At 69.2% G+C, this 18,089-nt stretch carries 15 protein-coding genes; 8 read left to right on the top strand and 7 right to left on the bottom strand.

The annotated features are described in order from the left end of the window. The 5 genes from HCN52_RS07015 to HCN52_RS07035 all read left to right on the top strand — a co-directional run. A partial coding sequence (locus HCN52_RS07015; RefSeq protein ID WP_209314247.1) for an Asp23/Gls24 family envelope stress response protein occupies nucleotides 1–564 on the top strand: 564 nt, incomplete at its 5' end. Next, nucleotides 561–908 carry an Asp23/Gls24 family envelope stress response protein gene (locus HCN52_RS07020; protein WP_168087490.1) on the top strand — a complete coding sequence of 116 codons (348 nt, stop codon included), beginning with the start codon at nucleotides 561–563 and terminating at the stop codon, nucleotides 906–908. The genes HCN52_RS07015 and HCN52_RS07020, both read left to right, overlap by 4 nt. Nucleotides 909–1,239: 331 nt before the next feature. Beyond that, nucleotides 1,240–1,719 carry a MarR family winged helix-turn-helix transcriptional regulator gene (locus HCN52_RS07025; RefSeq protein WP_168087491.1) on the top strand — a complete coding sequence of 160 codons (480 nt, stop codon included), beginning with the start codon at nucleotides 1,240–1,242 and terminating at the stop codon, nucleotides 1,717–1,719. A gap of 179 nt (nucleotides 1,720–1,898) precedes the next feature. Next, nucleotides 1,899–2,831 carry a nucleotidyltransferase domain-containing protein gene (locus tag HCN52_RS07030; protein WP_245174932.1) on the top strand — a complete coding sequence of 311 codons (933 nt, stop codon included), beginning with the start codon at nucleotides 1,899–1,901 and terminating at the stop codon, nucleotides 2,829–2,831. Between the two features lie 348 nt (nucleotides 2,832–3,179). Beyond that, nucleotides 3,180–5,462, top strand: coding sequence for a glycosyl hydrolase (locus tag HCN52_RS07035; protein WP_168087492.1), 2,283 nt, complete (start codon nucleotides 3,180–3,182; stop codon nucleotides 5,460–5,462). 288 nt (nucleotides 5,463–5,750) lie between these two features. On the opposite strand, the gene HCN52_RS07040 is transcribed toward HCN52_RS07035, so the two are convergent. Together HCN52_RS07040 and HCN52_RS07045 are read right to left on the bottom strand one after the other, a co-directional pair. Continuing rightward, nucleotides 5,751–6,350, bottom strand: a complete 600-nt coding sequence (locus tag HCN52_RS07040) for a DUF4232 domain-containing protein (RefSeq protein ID WP_168087493.1) — start codon at nucleotides 6,348–6,350, stop codon at nucleotides 5,751–5,753. 623 nt (nucleotides 6,351–6,973) lie between these two features. Next, on the bottom strand, nucleotides 6,974–7,858 hold the full coding sequence (locus HCN52_RS07045; protein ID WP_168087494.1) for a class I SAM-dependent methyltransferase: 885 nt from the start codon (nucleotides 7,856–7,858) through the stop codon (nucleotides 6,974–6,976). A gap of 528 nt (nucleotides 7,859–8,386) precedes the next feature. On the opposite strand from HCN52_RS07045, the gene HCN52_RS07050 reads away from it, so the two are divergent. After that, on the top strand, nucleotides 8,387–8,881 hold the full coding sequence (locus tag HCN52_RS07050; RefSeq protein WP_168087495.1) for a very short patch repair endonuclease: 495 nt from the start codon (nucleotides 8,387–8,389) through the stop codon (nucleotides 8,879–8,881). Between the two features lie 422 nt (nucleotides 8,882–9,303). Here HCN52_RS07050 and HCN52_RS26115 read toward each other — a convergent pair whose 3' ends face one another. Genes HCN52_RS26115 through HCN52_RS07065 form a run of 3 tightly spaced genes read right to left on the bottom strand, consistent with a single transcriptional unit; the run spans nucleotide 9,304 to nucleotide 13,386 of the window. Further along, nucleotides 9,304–10,158: a protein NO VEIN domain-containing protein gene (locus HCN52_RS26115; RefSeq protein WP_168087496.1), complete on the bottom strand. Its 855-nt coding sequence runs from the start codon at nucleotides 10,156–10,158 to the stop codon at nucleotides 9,304–9,306. Beyond that, on the bottom strand, nucleotides 10,142–11,974 hold the full coding sequence (locus HCN52_RS07060) for a DEAD/DEAH box helicase (protein WP_168087497.1): 1,833 nt from the start codon (nucleotides 11,972–11,974) through the stop codon (nucleotides 10,142–10,144). Before HCN52_RS07060 ends, HCN52_RS26115 begins: the two co-directional genes overlap by 17 nt. Further along, nucleotides 11,974–13,386, bottom strand: a complete 1,413-nt coding sequence (locus HCN52_RS07065) for a ParB/RepB/Spo0J family partition protein (RefSeq protein ID WP_168087498.1) — start codon at nucleotides 13,384–13,386, stop codon at nucleotides 11,974–11,976. Before HCN52_RS07065 ends, HCN52_RS07060 begins: the two co-directional genes overlap by 1 nt. 127 nt (nucleotides 13,387–13,513) lie before the next feature. Here HCN52_RS07065 and HCN52_RS07070 point away from each other — a divergent pair, with 127 nt between their 5' ends. Continuing rightward, complete coding sequence (locus tag HCN52_RS07070; protein WP_312876586.1) at nucleotides 13,514–14,200, top strand: KpnI family restriction enzyme N-terminal domain-containing protein; 687 nt, start codon at nucleotides 13,514–13,516, stop codon at nucleotides 14,198–14,200. Between the two features lie 241 nt (nucleotides 14,201–14,441). Continuing rightward, on the top strand, nucleotides 14,442–15,800 hold the full coding sequence (locus tag HCN52_RS07075; protein ID WP_168087499.1) for a DNA cytosine methyltransferase: 1,359 nt from the start codon (nucleotides 14,442–14,444) through the stop codon (nucleotides 15,798–15,800). Between the two features lie 31 nt (nucleotides 15,801–15,831). On the opposite strand, the gene HCN52_RS07080 is transcribed toward HCN52_RS07075, so the two are convergent. Next, nucleotides 15,832–16,419: a KpnI family restriction enzyme N-terminal domain-containing protein gene (locus tag HCN52_RS07080; protein ID WP_168087500.1), complete on the bottom strand. Its 588-nt coding sequence runs from the start codon at nucleotides 16,417–16,419 to the stop codon at nucleotides 15,832–15,834. Between the two features lie 99 nt (nucleotides 16,420–16,518). Beyond that, the gene (locus HCN52_RS07085; RefSeq protein WP_168087501.1) at nucleotides 16,519–17,997 is read right to left on the bottom strand and encodes a PIN-like domain-containing protein; all 1,479 of its coding nucleotides are present in this window, start codon (nucleotides 17,995–17,997) and stop codon (nucleotides 16,519–16,521) included. Between the last annotated feature and the right edge of the window lie 92 nt (nucleotides 17,998–18,089).

An 18,089-nucleotide genomic window follows, 5' to 3' on the forward strand; every position in this document is an offset into this window, starting at 1 on the left:
GGCTCCGGCACCGGCACGGGCTCCGGACGCGGCTCCGCCGGGCAGGCCGGCCCCGCCGAGCCCGACACGGACGCGGCGGCCGACGCCGACGCGGCGTTCGCCGCCCGCGTCATGGACCTGGTGCGGCTGGAACTGCGGCCCGGCCGCAACCTGCCGCTGGGCGGCCTCACCGAGGACCACTGGGTCGGTGAGACGACCGTGACGAAGACCTTCCGCGCGGCGGCGGAGACCCTGCCCGGTGTCCGCGCCGGCAGCTGCCGCATCACCCCCGACGACCCCGCCGCCTCCACCGGTCTGCTGGGGCGGGGCGCGCCGCGCGGCCCGGTCCGCGTCCGGATGGAGGTCGCCGCGCCGCTCACCTGGACGGTGCCGGAGCTGGCCGCCGCCGTCCGCGACCGGGTGCTGTCCGTCGCGGAGGAGGCGCTCGGCATGCCCGTCGCCGCCGTCGACGTCCGCGTCACCGACATGTACGAGCCGGCGGCACCGCCCCCCGCCCGGGGCGGCGGCGCCTCCGGCCCCGCGCCGGCGGGCGGGCCCGGCGACGACCCGACGGAGGGCCCATGACGACCGGTGCGTCCGACTGGCGGGAGGTCGCGGACCGCGCGGCGCGCGCCGCCGAGGAGGTGCCCGGCGTCGCGTTCCTCAGCCCCGGGCTCGCCGGGCTGGTCCGCAACGCCGCACAGCTGCTGGCCGGCGCGGAGTCCGGCGGCCGGCCGCCGTCCCGACCGCACGGCGTGCGGGTCTCCCGCCGCCAGGACCCGGAACGGTGGCACGTCGACGTCCAGGTCGCGGTGCGGCGCGGACACCGCGCGCTGGACGTGGCGCGCGCGGTGACCGCCGCCGTCGCCCCGGCGGTGGCGGGCGGCGTCCCGCCGACGGTCCGGGTGACCGTCACCCATCTGGTCTGAGGCAGCCGCACCCTCCCGCGCCGGCCGTGCATCAGCCGTGCGCCGGGAGGCACCGGCCGCACCGCGTCGCGGGCGCGCCGGGCAGCGGTCGCCCCGCCGGAACGCACCGCACGGCGGGGCGTTCCGGCGCCCCGCGTCTGCCCGCCCCCCCCCCCCCCGCCCCGCGTCTCCCTCCCACCCCACCCGCACCCCGTGTGACCTGCTGTGACATGCATCGACACGGCATGTCACCACCCCGCCTCCGGTGGGGGGTTCGCCCTGCCGCTTCCGCTCCGTCGCCCGTGCGGGGCTCCGGCAGGGGTGCCCCGAAACGTCTGGTTAGGGTGACGCCATGGACGCAGCGGACGTGACGAGGCTGCACAGCGCGCTCAACACGCTGTCGAAGCTGTACTGGGCCGCCAAGGCCGAGCGGCTGGCCGAACTGGGCCTGCACCCCGGCCAGGACGTCCTGCTGTGGCTGCTCGCCGAGGCCGAACCCGACGGCGGCATGTCCATCTCCGCGCTCGCCTCCCGCCTCGGCATCGAACCCGCGACGGCGACCCGCAGCCTGACCCGGCTGGAGCGCTCCGGTCTCTTCAGCCGCGAGCCGGTCCCCGGCGACCGGCGGCAGGTCCGCATCCGGCTGACGGACCGGGGGCGCGACCTCGTCCCGGTCATCGAGCGGATCTGGGACGACCTCGCCGTCGTCACCACCTCCTCGCTCGCACCGGACGAGGGGCGCGCCCTGGTCGGCATGCTGGACCGCGCCAACGACGGGCTGCGCGAGGTCATCGGCGACCGTGCGGCCCGCTCCGTCCTCGTCGCCGACTGAACCGCGCGGGGCTGCGCGCCGCACGCCCGCGCCACGTCCGAGCCGCTGCCGGCCCCGCAGTCCCGCAGACGCGGCCGCCCGTCCCACGCCGCCGGTGCTCCGCCCCCGGCGGCGTCTCCCGGCCCGGGCGGGGCGAAAACCGCTCGGCGCCGCCCGGTGGCCCGGGGCAGAGTGGCCCCATGGAGCAGTGGACACCGGACGGCCGGGGACTGAACAGGGACGGCACCATCGCCCGCGAGGGCGCGCTCGGCCTGGTCACCCCGCCGTTCCGGCCGGTCGTCGCGGCCCTCCGCACCCACCTCACCGCAGCTTTCGGCCCCGCCGACGGCGCCTGCTCGGCCGCGGACGGCGCGAGCAGTGGCGACGGCGGGACCAGCCGTGACGGCGGTGGCAGCGGGAGCAGCGGAGCGGGCGGTGACGGCGCCGGTCGCGGGCGGCTGCACAGCGCCTACCTCTACGGCAGCATCCCGCGCGGCACCGCCGTCCCCGGCCGCTCCGACCTGGACGTCCTCCTCGCGCTGCGCGCCGAACCCGCACCCGCCGACCGCGCCGCCGCCGACGCGGTCGAGGCCGCGATCGACGGCGCGTTCCCGCAGGTCGTCGGCGGCGGCATCCTGCTCGCCTCGGCGGCGACCCTGACCAGCGAGCTGGAACGGCACGACCTGGGCTTCTTCGTCGCCTGCCTCTGCACCCCGCTGCTGGGGAAGGACCTCGCCGCGCACCTCCCGGCGTACCGGCCCACCGCGCTCCTCGCCCGCGAGACCAACGGCGATCTCCACCTCGCGCTGCCCGGCTGGCGCGCCCGCGCCGCCGCGGCCCGTACCGACGCCGACCGGCGGGCGCTCACCCGGCTGGTCGCCCGCCGCGTGGTCCGCACCGGCTTCACGCTGGTCATGCCCGACTGGGGCGGCTGGACCAGCGACCTCGACCGCTCCGCCGAACTCTTCGCCCGACGCCACCCCGACCACGCCGGGCGGATGCGCACGGCGGCCGCCGCCGGCCGCGCGCCGACGGGCGACCCGGCGGTCCTGGCCATGCTGCTGGACGACCTCGCGCCCTGGCTCGCCGCCGAGTACGCCGCCGTCCACGGCCGCAAGGCGCCCCGCCCCTGACCCCTCCGGCAGGCGGCTCGCGGGGCAACTTCCGGGGTGTGCGCATCCGTTGGTTCTTCCCCGGCCGCGAACCGTCCGTTCTTAACCGCGTCTTAAGCGCGGCTGAGCCGACGGTGATCCCTCGACGCCTCCCCAGGCCTCGCATGTACCCGACAACAGCCGGTTGTCGCCGCTCCGACCTGCGGGTAAACGCCGCACCCGGGGGGCGGGTCCCGTTCCCGGAACCCGCCGGGGCCCGTTGACACCCGCTCCGGGCGCTCCTAGCTTCGCGTTCGCCGGAACCGCTTCCGGTGTTCGCCGGAACCGCTTCCGGTGGTGCCCGTCTCCCCCCACACCATGAGGTAGCAGATGAGCCAGCATCGCGTGACCCGGCGACGACGCCGGATCGCACTGACGACCGTGGCCGCCGCGACGGCGGCCGCCGTCACCGGCGTCGTCGTGATCCCGTCCGCCGGCGCCGCCGAGGTCCCCGTCGGCAACGGCGGCTACTCCGACACCCGCCCGGCCGGCACGCAGGGCCCCACCGACAACATGGGCACCCCGGTCCTGCCGACGGTCACCGACGCGGTCGCCGACGAGCCCGTCCCCACCAACGACTGGTGGTCCTCGCTCGTCTTCAAGCGGTACGCGGACAACCCGTACTCCCAGCCGATGTACGGCCACCCGCTCACCTACCAGGCCGTCGCCGAGGGCCTCCAGGTCGGCTACCCGACCGACCACGCGATCGTCGGCGACGGGCGCCAGTACGAGTTCGTCCACACCGCCGACCTCACGCTGAGCGTCGCCGGCCTCAACTCGCCCGACGTCAAGGCCGACGGCTGGTCCGACTGGACCGTCACGCCCTACTGGGCCGACAACGACCGCGAGCTGCGCGCCACCATCGGCCACGGCCTGCCCTACGTCTACGCCGAGACGAGCGGCGGCGACGCCGAGATCATCACCAACGGCACCCCCGAGGTCTTCGCCGACGAGGGCAACGTCCTCGGCGTGACCGTCGCCGGAAACCACTACGCGCTGTTCGCCCCCACCGGCAGCGACTGGAACGTCTCCGGCACCTCCGTCACCGCCTCCCTCGGCGGCAACGACTACTACTCGGTCGCGCTGCTCCCCGAGCGGGAGGCGCTGGAGACGTACTCGCAGTACGCGTTCAGCTTCGTCACCGGCTCCGAGGTAGCGTGGGACTACGACACCGACGCCGGCGAGGTCAACGCGACCTACACGCTCCAGACCGAGGCCCGCGAGGGCTCCGAGACCGGCACCATCTCGGCGCTCTACCGCCACCAGTGGCTGCACACCGACGACGCGCTCCTCGACTACGAGTACGTCTCGCCGCGCGGCGCGATGAAGGTCCGCGAGAGCAACTCCTTCACCACCACCCAGACCGTTCCCGGCGTGCTGCCCGCCCTCCCCGAGAGCGACGGCGTCGACAACGCCCGGGTCGACGGCTACATCGCCGACGTCCTCGGCTCGCCCGACCCGTTCGAGGGCGCCACCGACACCTACTGGACCGGCAAGCAGCTCGGCAAGCTCGCCCAGCTGGTGACCCTCGCCGACCAGACCGGCAACGACGGCGCGCGCGACCAGCTGCTCACGCTCATCAAGGACCGCCTCCAGGAGTGGTTCACCGTCGGCGGCCCGGCCGAGTTCTCCTACGACTCCGACTGGTCGACCCTGACGGGCTACCCGGCGTCCTACGGCAGCGACACCGAGCTCAACGACCACCACTTCCACTACAGCTACTTCGTGATGGCCGCCGCGATCGTCGCGCAGTTCGACCCGCAGTGGGCCGAGCAGTCCGAGTGGGGCGGCATGGTCACGGAGCTGATCCGCGACACCGCCAACCCGGCGCGCGACGACGACCGCTACCCGTTCCTGCGGGGCTTCGACCCCTACGCGGGCCACAGCTGGGCCGCCGGCCACCAGGGCTTCGCCGCCGGCAACAACCAGGAGTCGTCCTCCGAGTCGATCAACCTGAGCGTCGGCCTCATCAAGTGGGGCTCGGCCACCGGTGACGACGAGCTGCGCGACCTCGGCGTCTACCTGCTGACCACCGAGGCCGAGGCCATCCGCCAGTACTGGTTCGACGCGGACCAGGAGGTCTACCCCGACAACTACGGTCACCCGATCGTCGGCATGGTCTGGGGCTCCGGCGCCGCGTACTCCACCTGGTGGACCGCCAACCCGGAGGAGATCCACGGCATCAACGTGCTCCCGGTGACCGGTGGTTCGCTGCACCTCGCCGCCAACCCCGAGGCCGTCAACCGCAACCTCGACCACCTCGTCGACCAGAACGGCGGGCCGTTCGAGGAGTGGCGCGACCTGCTGTGGCAGTTCCAGGCCCTCGCCGACCCGGACACCGCCAAGTCCTCGTACGACGCCGACAACAACGCGTACGAGCCGGAGGCCGGTGCGACCCGCGCGCACACCTACCACTGGATCAACACCCTCGCGACGGTCGGCACGCCCAACCTCGACGTGACGGCCGACAGCCCGACCGCCGCGGTCTTCGAGAAGGACGGCAACCGCACCTACGCCGCGCACAACTACGGCGACACCGAGACGACGGTGACCTTCTCCGACGGCACCACCCTCACCGTCCCGGCCAACTCCTCCGCCAGCTCCAACGGCTGACGAGCGGCAGACGCAGCCCTGACGGCGCAGCCCTGACGGCGCTGCCCCGATTGCCGGCTGACGACTGACAGTCGACCGACAGGCAGCACAGGCAGCACGAGACCGCCGCGGTCGCCCCGGCAACGGGGCGGCCCGCGGTGAACTCCCGGGCCGCGGCCACGGCCCGGGTCACGGACCGGCCCCTGCCGGCCGGTCCCCACAAGCGGTGCCCGCCACCCTCCACCAGGGGTGGCGGGCACCGCTGCGTTCCCGGCCGGGGCCGCTCCGCGCGGACCCCGGCCGCCCGGCTCACCAGATGACGGCGTCGTCCACGGTGTCCTGCCAGTGGGTGACGGTCAGGGTGTCGTCGATGTGCACCCCGTCGTCCGGGAGTTCGAGATCGACGCCCTGGCCGTAGGAGCCGTGGCCGAGCAGGCTGAACCCGACGGTCAGCGCGTCGTACGTGGCGCCGTCGCCACCGCTGCCGTCCGTCGCCGACAGCGCCACCGAGGCGTACCCGGACTCACCCGGGGCGAGGACCACCGGCGACGCGGGCCGCGACTCCGCGAACGCCGGCGGCACCGCCTGGGCGCCCTCGTGCCACAGCGACGGGTACTCCAGCAGCACGCAGCTGGTGTCACCGGTGTTGGTCGCGGTCAGCAGCAGCCGGTTCAGCGGCTGCTCCAACGGCTCGGCTGCGATGTCGGTGTTGGACCCCTCGCACAGCACCAGCTCGTCGTAGTCGCCTGCGACCGCGACGGGCGTCCCGGCGGGGGCGGGCCCCGTCCGGTGATCGTTGGACGCACCACCGGCGGTGGCGACCCCCGTTGTCACGCCCAGCGCGGCGACGGCGGCAGCGACGGTGACGGCAGTGCGGAAGCGGGGGCGGCGAGGAAGGGAGGAAGCCATGGCGTCTACCTCTTTCAGGTTCGGATTCGGATGGGGAGGTGGAGTCGGGACGCCGAGCGCTGAGCTCGACAGGACCGACCCTGCGCCCGCCCCCGTCCCAGCCGCCACCTTCCACGACCATTCCGGGACGCCGGGACACCGGGACTGCCCCTGAACAGCAGAGACACCACCCCGCTGGGACACCGATCCGGGACGCTGCAGGCCGCCCGGCGCCGCCGAATCCCACCGAAGCCCCACCCGTACCCGCCCACCCATGCCATCCTGACCGAGCCCGCACCAGCCCCGGATTTCAGCGCCACACTGAGGTCCCGAGCACAACCGGACACCCGCTGAAGACCGCCCCACCCCCGACCCCAGCCACGCCCTCCCGGACCTGGACCTTCACCATGGGGTCCTCATCGCCCCTCCGAGGGGTAGCGTCGCTTCGTAGCGCGGCGCTTCCGGCATGAGGCCGTCCTCATCGCTCCCGATGAGGACGGCAGCCGGAACATCCAGTGGTGCTTCTTCAGATTCGGTGTCTTCGTCGCCTCTATGAGGAATGGCAATGAGAGCCATCCCTTCGGCGCTGTGGGCCCCCGCTCGTCCTCATCGGTCCCGACGAGGGAGCAGCGCCCGGTACACGCTTACGGCCTCCGGGCTGCCCAGACGGTGCGCGTGGTCCGGACGGCGAGGTCGGTGCGGCGGAGGATGCTGTTCGGGCTCATGGCGTCCAGCAGGGCGTCGAGCGCGATGACGTCGGCGGGGTCCAGGCCCGGCGCTGCCGCGTTGCGGAGCCGCTGGAGGCTGCCCAGGGCGTAGCGGCCGATGGCTTCGCTGCGGTTGCCCTCGATGTTCACCGCGATGGTGCGGGTGTCCTCGACGGTGAATCCGGCGGCCGAGAGCATCGGGCCCCAGTCTGCGCCCCGGTGGGGGACGTGTTCGGCGTGGAAGCTGTCGGTAGCCCGATGACAGCGTTCCTCCAGCCCGGGGCGTTCGGCCGGTGCGTCGGCCGGGAGGAAGCGGGGGAAGCCGTCCAACTCGACGACGGCGAAGAGGCCACCGGGCGGCAGCAGCTCGTGGACCTTGGCGAGCGCGTCTGCGGGGTCGGCCATGTGGTGCATCGAGGCGGATGCCCACACCAGGTCCGGCGCGCCCAGCTCAGGCCAGTCGGCGGCGTCCAGGTCGGCTTGCACGGTCCGCACGCGGTCCTGCACGCCCTCGGCGCACGCTCTGTCGGTGAGCAGCTTCAGATGCCCGGTCGAGGTGTCCACGGCAGTGACGTGCGCCTCCGGGAACCGCTCCAGCAGAGCGAAGGTGCCAGCGCCCGTACCGCATCCGAGGTCCACGATCTGACGTGGCGCGGCGGCCAACGGCAGCGAGCCGGTGATCCCGGCAATGTGCTCCGCGAGGACCTCGGCGTCGAGGTCGAGGATCTCGGCCTGGCCGCTGTCGTCGTGCTGGTGCTGGTGCTGGTGCTGGTGCTGGTGCAGGTCGGAGGTGTGGGTGCCGGGCTGGTGTGAGTGCGTCATGGCTTCACCGTACGAACGGCGTGCCTGAACAGCATGCCACCTTGCTGACTCGGCAAGAAGGTCGTGACGCCTGCTGCACCAGGCGCAAGCAGGCCGGGCCGGGCACATCGCCTTGCTCCTGGCTAGCACGGCACGGCGGGTTGGCTTCGCATACAGGCGGGGCTCATTGGCGCCGTCAGGAGTGCGAACGGCTGAACTTGGCGGAAGATGCCGAAGCCCTCACCACCACCCGACTCGACACCGCCGTCACTGGGCGCCCCGTGCCGCACAATCGATGAGCTGGTCGCTGGTCTACAGGGGTAGGAGTGGAAGCGTTGCTCGTGAGGCGAGGGCGCTCTGGTCTGAGGAGTTTGCGACTGAACCTGAGTAGGGTTCGCCGCTGGCGCCGTTCTGGCCGAAAGCACGGGGTTCTGGCCCGCCGGAGAATCGCCGATCTGGCGGAGGCCGCCTACTGCATGGCCTACGTGCCCGCCGACACCACACGAACTATGCCGGGGTCGGAGCTCCATCGGCCATACTTACGAGCTGATGAACAACCTGCCTCAAGAGCCAGCCGCTGGCGACTGGTCTCCACCGGACGGATCCTGGGCGTCTTCCGCCGCAAACCGCCGCAGCATGCTCGGGAACCGGAATAGGGACACCTCTCCCGAGCGAGCGCTTCGCTCTCTCGTTCACGCGGCCGGACTCCGCTACCGGGTCGCTGCCAAGCCGTTGCCGAACATGCGCCGCACGGCCGACCTCGTCTTCCGTCCCACCCGTGTTGCAGTCTTCGTCGACGGCTGCTTCTGGCACAGGTGCCCGGAGCACTTTGTCCTGCCGAAGACGAATCCTGACTACTGGAGGGAGAAGATCGCGAAGAACATGCAGCGCGATAGAGATGTGGATATACGTCTTGAAGAGGCGGGGTGGCTGGTACTCCGGTTCTGGGAGCACGATTCCGCTGATGCAAGCTCCGCGGTCGTCTGCGCTGCAGTGCGATCCCGTCGAGATGCCGCAGCACCGCGACACGAGCAAGGAAAGTAGCCTAGCTGAGCTCTCCTACGAAGGCCGGGTGCCGGCTCTAGGTACTTGAATCGAAGGTGAGGGCAGCCGCATCCGTTGCTCGCGATGGAGCGGGCAGGACGAAGACCGCGTACACCATGGACCGCTGAACTACGAGCACCGTTCGACTCGGCTGTCAGCGGCCTCAATGGCGACGCTTCCGTGACCACCGAGAGTGCCCCCCCCAATGGCGTTCGGCGACGGTTGCGTCGCGCTGCCTGTCGCCCCCCTTTGGACCTCGCGGTACCGCGCTCGAAGGGCAGCCGGGCTATCCAGGGCGTCCTGCCTGCGCCCGACTATCCGGGTGTCTGGATCGGAGAAGCCGAGCGAGTCCCGCCGGTGGACCTCGCGGTCCACCTGCGGGAGTGCACTTGCAAAAGGTCGGAGCGCTGCACGGTCTGCCGTCAGCTGCTCGCACCGCCTCGAAGAACCGCTCCGGCCGCCCCGGTCCCGAGCAGGGGGGTGAGTCGCGGGATACCGTGGACGATCGCGTCCGATGGCACATCGATCCGACACGCTTCCCAATATCCGAAGGGGCCGACGTCACGAGGCACTTGGCTGTTAATCCATTCGGAAGAGATGGAAGCGATGGCGGCAATCGTGTGCCCCTCTGTCAGTTGCACCGTCACGAGTTGCCATGCAGCGTCGCGGCGCATGGTCTCGTACTCGTGGCGGGACAGGTAGAAGGCCGACCTCCCGCGGCGCACCGTGCTCTTGACCTCGATGTGCAGCGGGTGCCGTCTCGCGTGGACGGCAATGTCGTATCCGAAGCCGTCGGAGTAAGCGGCGACATGTTCGATGCGGGCATCAAGACTCTCGGTGAGGAGGGCGACGAGGGCAAGTTCACCGGCGCTGCCGATGAGAGCTCGTGCCTCTGTATCCACCTTGCCGAAGACGGCACGGACCTGCTCGTACGCCTTGCGCTCGGAAAGGCGCAGAGCCTCCGCCGCTCGCAGAGCGTCCTCGGGGAGCTCCCCCGGTCCACGCACTAGGACGTCTGCGTCTTGGAGCCACGGCGCGCCGCTGGAGGCCAGTGCGGCACGAAAGACGCGCTCCTCCGCCGCGGCGCTGCTGTCCGGGTCTCCGAGCAGGCTGTTCTCGCCGAGCCACGCGTAGGCCGCTTCGTACTGCGTGGGAGTGAGGTCGCTGTAGTCGGTGTGGTTGGTGAACAGGGCGCGGCACCGTGCGGGGCTGGAGGCCGGGAGCCGTTCCAGCCACCGCAGGGCGGCGCGCAGGACAGGGCTAGGCGGGACGGGCACGGAGGTGGCCCATCAGCGCCTGCAGGTCCCTCTGGTCGAGGCCGCCGCCGACGGTCGGCTCCGCGTCGAGGTCTGCGAGCTCCTGAACTGCGGGGTCGTCGAGGATGCGACCCATGAAGAGCAGCTTGTCGCTCAGCCGCTGCTCGACGACCTCGTCGATGCTCCCTTCGGAGGCGAGCACGGTGATGCGGGTCTCCACTTCGGGCGCGAGCCCGAGGCGGTGGATCCGGTCGAGGCTCTGCAAGAACCGACCGGCGGCGAAGTCACGGTCGACGTAGACCGCGTCGTGGCAGTCGTGGTGCAGGCTGATGCCCTCGCCGAGCGTGGCCGGGTTCGACAGCAGCACCATGCAGTCGGGGTCCTTCCGGAAGCGCTCGATCTCGGCTTCGCGGTCCTCCGTGCCTCCGTGGACCATGGCCGGCCGGAACTCCCTGAGGACTCTCTTCAGCGTGTTCAGGCTGCGGATGAACGTGGACCACACCAGGGTCTTGCGGCCCTGAGCTGCGTTATTCGCGACGATGGCGAGGACTTCGCGATACTTCGGGGACATCTCGTAGCTGGGGAGGTCCCTCATGAGGTCGAAGAGTGGGCTGCCCTCGGGCACGGCCAGGGGCGGGACCTGGTAGTTCAGCGGTTCGTAGCGAGTTGTGCCGACAGCGAGCAGAGCGGGGCTGGTGGCCGCCATCAGCATGTAGACGATGATCTTGCCGAGGGCCTGAAAGTCGCTTTCCGATCCGGCGGCCCGGGCCGAGAACCGGCCGATCAGGGCTTCGTACACCTCCTGGTGGAGCGGGGGCATCGGAAGCCTGCGGAGGGTCGTCGTCACGGGGGGCAGCCCCAGTTCGTGCTTGGTCGTGCGGGTGAACAGCGGGCGCAGCACTTGGCTGGCTTTGGCGAGGTCGCCGCCAGCCACGGCCTGCGTCACCTTCTGGCGCCCGTACCCGGGCCACACGAAGCCGAAGAGGTTCTCGATGTCCTTGACACCGTTGGGAGCCGGGGTACCGGTCAGGATCAACCGGTGGCGGGCCCGCGGGCCGAGGGCGAGGCAGGCTGCCCCGTACTTCCCCTCGGCGCCGAGCTTCATCCTGTGCGCCTCGTCGAGCAGCAGCATGGAGGGCCGGGCGCTCAGCCAGTGGCCGAGCTCTTCGACGGACTGGCTGAGGCGCTCGTAGTTCACGATGATCACATCGGCTGCCGGATCGGTGTATCGGGACAGCACCTCCACGCGCAGAGGCTCGCTGAGGCACTGCGCGTTCTCGTACTGCCACGATTCGTAGCAGGACTTCGGACCGACGATCAGCAGGCGCTCGACGCCCTTGGCCGCGCGCAGCGACTGGAACACAGCGAGTCCGACGCGCGTCTTGCCGGCCCCGGGGACGGAGAAGTTGGCTCCGTGGCGCAGCGAGAGGAGCTTGGCGATGTCCCGGCGCTGGAAGGAGGTCAGGTCGGCAATCCACTCGGGGCCGAGCAGGTCGGCAAGCTCGTCCTCCTGCACCTCTCCGGCTCCTCCGGCCGCCGGGTCGAGACGGTCGGACACCGTCTGGGCATCTGCTGCGGAGTCCGTCGCGAGCGCGGCCAGTTGCGGGTCCCAGGCGACGCTGGACTGCGCAGGCCATGCCGCAAGCGCCGCGAGGTTCGTCAGGAGGTCGTCGAGGTCGACTTCCATGCTCGCGGGAGAACGCTGCACACTGCTGCGGAAGCGCAGGGCGAGACGGCGCAGGTCTGCCTCGTGCCCGGAGCCGGCCCTCAAGCGAGCCGTCGCCACGCTGTCGCCGAAGCCGATCTCGAGGCTCGCTGCGGAGGCGGGCAGTTCCATCAGCTCTCCCGGGTGGCGTTGAGCAGCCACTCGACGCCGTCACCCGGCGAGCTGAATGTGCGGCCCGCCTGCTTGGCCAGCCGCGCGAGACTCGCCCGGAGGGTGAGCAGAGCATCGTCGAAGGAGTCCTCGTCCAAGGCGCGCTTCGCCTTCGCCTCGGCGAACTCCGCCGCGCACTGGTTCACGTAGTCGGCGGCGTCCGTCAGCCGCTCGGGTACCGCGATCTTCCGCTTCTGCAGTTGCGCGTTCTGGCCGGCCATCTTCACAGCAACGTCGAACGTGCCGCGGGCCGACTTGATCTTCGCAACGGCCTGCGTCACTTCCGAGGGGGTGAGTTTGTCGGCGGCGAGGGTCGCAGCCTTCGCCCTCAGGAGGTCGTCGGTGAGGGCCCGCGTCGCGTTCACGACCGAGGTGCCGTCCTGGACCGCGACGCCCGGCAGGCCGGGGATGGACACTGCGGCGGACTCCTGCGCGGCAGGTCGGAGATCGTCCGGCAGCCGCTCGTCGAGGAAGCGGGTGTGGAAGTCGGCTTCAGCGAGGCGGACCGAGGTCTTCGGGTAGTTCAGGACGACCATCGCGAGCCGGGACTCTTTCAGCTGCTCGGCTGCATCCTGGTCTGTCTTCGCGAGCTTGGTGTAGTCGCGCTGCAGTTCGCGGAGCTTCTCCTGGTGGTCCTCGAAGTCGACCAGTCGCAGCCCGACGCCGCTGGCGGGGTCCTTGCTGCGGTCGATGGCATCACTGACCAGTTGGTAGACCCACCGGTCCTGGCGGAGCGTCGTGGTCTTGATGTTGAAGTCCCGAGCCACGTCCTCCGGTCGGCGCCCGTTGGCCAGCTCCTCCTCGATGGCGATCAGGCGGTTGATGTAGGAGTACTCGCGCCGCTTGTCCTTCCGCAGCTGGAGGGCGAGCTCGACGTTGTTGATGTCCCGCCGCGACGTGTCCGCAGGCAGGACCCCCACGCGGATGTTCTTGATTCCGAGCTTTCGGAGGGCCGCGCAGCGGGTGTTCCCGTCGACGAGGATGCCGTCGGGGCTGATGATGCCGGGCTCCTTCTGCCCGAAGTCGTCCAGCTCGTCCTGCAGCGCCGTAAAGTCGGGGTCCGTCTGCGTCGGGTTTGCAGGGTTGCGGCTGAGGAGGAGGGCGAGGTAGTCCTGCGCGAGCTCGCTCCAGGGCTCCCCTTCGAGCACCCGGTTCTGCTCGGGGTCCAGTGTGCGCTGCGCGCGGATGCGGTGGGTGTCGGGATTGAAGTACAGGAGGTCCACCGGCATGGAGATCACGCTCAGGTGCTTCTGCTCACCGCGCCACTCCACGGTGACCTTGGCGCCGTTCTCCGCCATGGCCTGCTTCAGCCGCTCCTCGACCATGGACCGGATCCGCTCGCCCTCGGGCGGAACACCGAACTTCACAGCCATAGCCAGACCTCTCTTCAGCGGGCAAGCACGGGTACGCACTCGTCAGGAATAATGGCAGGCTCCACTGACAACGGGGCTGGCTATCAAGCAGACTTGCACATCTGGCGGCCCGAGGAACGGAGTAGACGTGGCCCTCCCCGCCTGGGACGACCGTAACTTCAAGGGTGGCACCATGATCAGGGGCGCGCTCTGGCTCGTCCAGGCGGTCGGTGAGGGCAACACCTTCACAAAGGAAGAGGTGCGCGAGGCGTTTCCCGGCGTCGCCCAGGCGGACCGTCGGATCCGCGACCTCCGGTCCTACGGCTGGGTCATCCACACAAATACCGAGGACGCCTCGCTCACGGCGGAGGACCAGCGTTTCGTGAAGGCGGGGGCGGCTGTGTGGGACCCGGTTGCCCGCCGGGCGGCTGCGCCCGGGAAGACGATCACGGCTAAGCAGATCCAGGCCGTACTCGCTCGCGACGACTACATGTGCACGGTGTGCGGTATTGGCAGCGCAGAAGCCTACCTTGATGACTCGAACCAGACGGCAGTGCTTTCGGTCACCCGGCGCGCCCTTGTTCGCTCCGACGGCCGCGAGGAAGAGCACTTGGTCACGGAGTGCAAGCGCTGCCGCGCCGGCGGCGGGCGGGCAGCCTGTGCCGACGAAACCCTCGCTGAGATCAAGGGTCTGGACCCCGCAGATCAGCGGCGGCTGGTCCGATGGGCGGAGCGGGGCAGGCGCGGCTCGACTGCGCTCGAGCGGGCATGGAACTCCTACCGGCGCCTCCCCGCAGCAACGCAGGCGGAAGTCCTGAGGACGCTGGACTCGTGATCAGCACTCGTGACGCCCCCCCTCACGTCGGGTGATCCTGCTGGAAGCCGCCACTGGCGCCAGGTGTACTCCCTGCTCTTGCACGGTTCGGAGAGGCTGATGAGCCCCCGTTGGCCGCCACCTGCGACTATGGTGCTGGCGCGGAGCCTGTGCTGTCGGATGCCTATCTGTGCGTCTGAGCGGCTGGGGGAGTACCGCCGCTTCTGCGCTGGAGAGCCTGGCGTGCTGGAGGGAGATCGCTATGTCGGCTGTCGGGCCTGAGAAGCCGCTTGAGGTGGTCGAGATCTGCGCGGGTGCGGGCGGCCAGACCCTGGGCCTGGAGCGGGCAGGCTTCCGTCACCGCCTAGCCATTGAGCTCGATGACAAGGCTGCCGAGACACTGCGTCGCAACCTTGTTGAGTTCCTCGGGTACAGCGAGGACGAGGCACGCGACTCTGTCAAGGTTGGCGACGTTGCGGACCCTGCTGTCTGGAACCCGGCCGTTGATGCTGAGGACCTTGACCTCCTCGCGGGCGGAGTTCCGTGCCCTCCCTTCAGTATCGCGGGCAGACAGCTCGGGTCGAGCGACGAGCGCGATCTCTTTGCCTGGGCGATCGAGCTCTGCGGAAAGGTGCAGCCGAAAGCCCTGCTGCTCGAGAACGTGCGCGGGCTCAGCGCCAACCGCTTCGCGGGCTACCGCCAGCATGTCCTTGACCGGCTCAAAGAGCACGGGTACATCGCAGACTGGAAGCTTCTCCAGGCAGACGACTTCGGCGTCTCCCAGCTGCGTCCGCGCTTCGTCCTGGTCGCACTCAAGGAGGAGTACGCGCCGTACTTCCGGTGGCCGGAGCCTGAGCCCGGCGGCGCCAAGTCTGTAGGCGAGCTGCTGGTAGACCTCATGTCGGAGAACGGCTGGACGGGGGCTCGAGAGTGGGCCGACGGTGCCACCGGCATTGCGCCCACCATCGTTGGAGGGTCGAAGAAGCACGGCGGAGCCGACCTGGGGCCCACGCGCGCGAAGCGCGCATGGGCTGAGAAGGGCGTCGACGCCATGGGCGTCGCAAACGAAGCGCCACCTGCTGCCGGGCCGCCTGTCATCGAAGGTCGGCCGCGCCCGAAGTTGACCACGGCCATGGTCGCCCGCATTCAAGGCTGGCAGGACGCGGATAGGGAAGTCCCCGAGGGGGCTGACGACTTCCGTTGGCGGTTCCACGGCCGGAAGACCAGCGTGTATCGCCAGATCGGAAATGCCTTCCCGCCTCCAGTCGCCAAGAAGCTCGGAGATTCTCTCTACCAAGCACTGACGAAGCGCGGCGTACCTCAAGCCCTAGTCGAGACCGCGGATATCGTCACTGATCCCGTGTACAAGCTGTTGCGCGGCAGTACTCGAGCACTTTCAGTCGACCAGATTATCGCCAAGCTCTCGGTTGCGGGAACTGTCATGGACCAACCTTCAGTGGAGCGGCACCTCAATCACCTCAAGCACGACTTCGAGATTATGACCGTTGCGCGCTCCAACGGCGCCGCCGCATACAGGATCGGTGAGTTCAAGGGGTTCACCGGGCAAGAAGACCATCGGCGCCACGATCTCTTCACCCAGCGCCGCTCCAAGATCAGCTGACGCGCGGGAGTTTCCCACGCGTCAGCTCAGGTCATGCGGCGGGAGTAGAGATCAGATTATTCTTCTCTTCTTCAGGTAGGGAAGAATTCTTGATCGCTTTGGTGACAAACTTCGGCAGCTGGGTGTGGTCGAGCTTCAGCGATGACAGTCGATAGCCGCCAACCCCGTTGTTCTTCACCGAATCGATACGGAGGCCAAGCTCACGTAGTTCGCGAATGCGGCGTTCAGTGTGGACGTCATCCGTATTGATGGCGCGCAGGACGGCCGTATCCACTGGCTTTCCCAGGTTTTCGCGCAGGATTCCGAAGAGATCCTGGCAGGCAACGGAGTCGTACGGGACCGCCAAGTATTTCGCGGGGATCTGCTGGCCAAAGCGCTCCTGCAGAGATTCGCTCACGCGCGAACGCAGTTCTTCGAATGCGGGACGGGACGGCGGTAGCGTGGCGCGAAGCAGTTCTTGCATCGAGCGAGCCAAGTCCTTTTTTGCGAACAGGTAGGCGCTGAAGATCGCTTCGGCTGACTCATCGGTCGCGCCCAGCAAGTCCGCCAGTTGCCTCACCGCGAACTCGGTATTTGGTTTGTGGCGGTTCCAGGCGGCGTAGGCTTCCTCGTTCTCCATAGCTCCTCTTCGGCGCGTTGCTCTGCAGTAGAGCGCGGCGGATTGCTGGGTGGGTACGTGCGCCGGGTCTCTTCGGGCGGCCTGCGGCTGCGGGCCGGTCTAGTCAGAATCCGATCGGTTCGCCTCGGCCTGCTGCGCGGCGAGGCTTCGGAGGACGTCGTGGTCGGACCTCGGCAGCTCGTGGAGGAGCCGGATGAACCAGGACGCGATCCAGCAGGATTCACGGTGGACCCAGTCTCCTGGCCTGAGCCTGGTCGCAGGTTCCCACTGGCCGTGCGTGGGCTTGTCACCTCGAACCGCAGCAGCGATATCAATCTTGACCTCGGAGGCCGATGCCTCTCGGCGTCCCAGCTGTGCGGTGACACCGATGATCCACCACTGGAAGATACGGAACGATGGCGCCGACGACTTCAGCGCAGCCTGCGTCCCTGTCGTGGTGAGCCCAATAGCACGGGATGCTTCGGTGGCGAGGCCTCGAGGCGGCGCCAGGTGGGTCGCGCTATGCACAGTGACGAGACTGGTCCCCTCATCCTCGCCGACCGGGATGTCCTGGGCTGACGAAATTCGCTCGATTTCTTCGTACGTATTCGCGTCGAGACCGGTGTGGAGAAACTGCTTGATTCCGGCGTAGAAAAGAGAGGGGGTTTCGATGCGAAGTTCCGTGCCGGTTCGCTTGCGTACTTCGTCAAATAGCATGGGCCATGGCCGCTGTGTGTCGCCGGAGCCCTTCCTGCTCTCATACCAGTCTTCCTTTGTGTCGTTCGAGACGAAGAGGATGCGGGACCCAGTCGGGAGGCTCTGCGCGTGTTCGATGACTTCTTCCCAGAGAAGAAAATCACCGGCTGCCTTCATGGGGGTTTCCTTGCCGAAATCCCGGTAGCCGGGGGGAATTTCATTCGGAAACCGAAAGTCTACAGCTTCTTCGATTCGTGCTCGCAGAACGGAGTCATTGGGTTGAGTGCCGATGCGGTCGCCGTACATGTGAGCAACGCGGAGGAGAACGGGGTCATTGGGTCCGGCGAGGCCCTGCGGTAGCCCGTGCTGTGACTTGAGTCCCTCGAGGTGCGCTTTGAGTAGTTCGCGATTCTTCAGCAGTAGATCTTTCACCGAAGCATCGCTGATAACCTTCGTCAGTTCGTCACCAACATCGAGTGCTGCCCCGTACTTAGCAAGCTGTCGGACCACGACGTTGCGTGCTGCGATGACCGACGCCACCGCCTTCGTCAGGTGCTGATTGACCTCCTTGGCGGAGGTGTCGAGAGCGGCCTTGCGTGACTCCAGGGTGCCTCGCCGTCCACGTACGAACTCCAGGCCCACCTGATGCGGCATCCAGAGCCGCTCCGATACGGCCTCCAGCGCCGTGAACACGTCCTCGCGAGCAGACTCGGTGTACTCGTACAGACTCAGTAGGATGTTCGTGTCGAGGACGACCAGGCCGTCCGTGAAGAACCGCTCTCGAGCAGCATCCTCCGCCGAAGGCGCCGGCTCGAGCCAGGACCTGAATCGCTGGATCAACGGGGGTTCAGTCGGGCCCACTTGATCTCCTTGGAACTTGCCGCCGCCTTCTCGGACGTTCATGCTGCCATGAGATCGGGCCAGGCGGCGATGAGTGGGGCACCCCCGCGAGACAGATGGTGAGCTGATTGGAACCCCTCACGGGGGAGTGCGAC

The organism is Streptomyces bohaiensis (assembly GCF_012033785.1).
Lineage (GTDB): Bacteria > Actinomycetota > Actinomycetes > Streptomycetales > Streptomycetaceae > Streptomyces > Streptomyces bohaiensis.

Coding starts and splice junctions, on each gene's coding strand:
- HCN52_RS07020 (WP_168087490.1), top strand. CDS start 561: ATGACGACCGGTGCGTCCGACTGGCGGGAGGTCGCGGACCGCGCGGCG.
- HCN52_RS07025 (WP_168087491.1), top strand. CDS start 1,240: ATGGACGCAGCGGACGTGACGAGGCTGCACAGCGCGCTCAACACGCTG.
- HCN52_RS07030 (WP_245174932.1), top strand. CDS start 1,899: ATGGAGCAGTGGACACCGGACGGCCGGGGACTGAACAGGGACGGCACC.
- HCN52_RS07035 (WP_168087492.1), top strand. CDS start 3,180: ATGAGCCAGCATCGCGTGACCCGGCGACGACGCCGGATCGCACTGACG.
- HCN52_RS07040 (WP_168087493.1), bottom strand. CDS start 6,350: ATGGCTTCCTCCCTTCCTCGCCGCCCCCGCTTCCGCACTGCCGTCACC.
- HCN52_RS07045 (WP_168087494.1), bottom strand. CDS start 7,858: ATGACGCACTCACACCAGCCCGGCACCCACACCTCCGACCTGCACCAG.
- HCN52_RS07050 (WP_168087495.1), top strand. CDS start 8,387: ATGAACAACCTGCCTCAAGAGCCAGCCGCTGGCGACTGGTCTCCACCG.
- HCN52_RS07060 (WP_168087497.1), bottom strand. CDS start 11,974: ATGGAACTGCCCGCCTCCGCAGCGAGCCTCGAGATCGGCTTCGGCGAC.
- HCN52_RS07065 (WP_168087498.1), bottom strand. CDS start 13,386: ATGGCTGTGAAGTTCGGTGTTCCGCCCGAGGGCGAGCGGATCCGGTCC.
- HCN52_RS07075 (WP_168087499.1), top strand. CDS start 14,442: ATGTCGGCTGTCGGGCCTGAGAAGCCGCTTGAGGTGGTCGAGATCTGC.
- HCN52_RS07080 (WP_168087500.1), bottom strand. CDS start 16,419: ATGGAGAACGAGGAAGCCTACGCCGCCTGGAACCGCCACAAACCAAAT.
- HCN52_RS07085 (WP_168087501.1), bottom strand. CDS start 17,997: ATGAACGTCCGAGAAGGCGGCGGCAAGTTCCAAGGAGATCAAGTGGGC.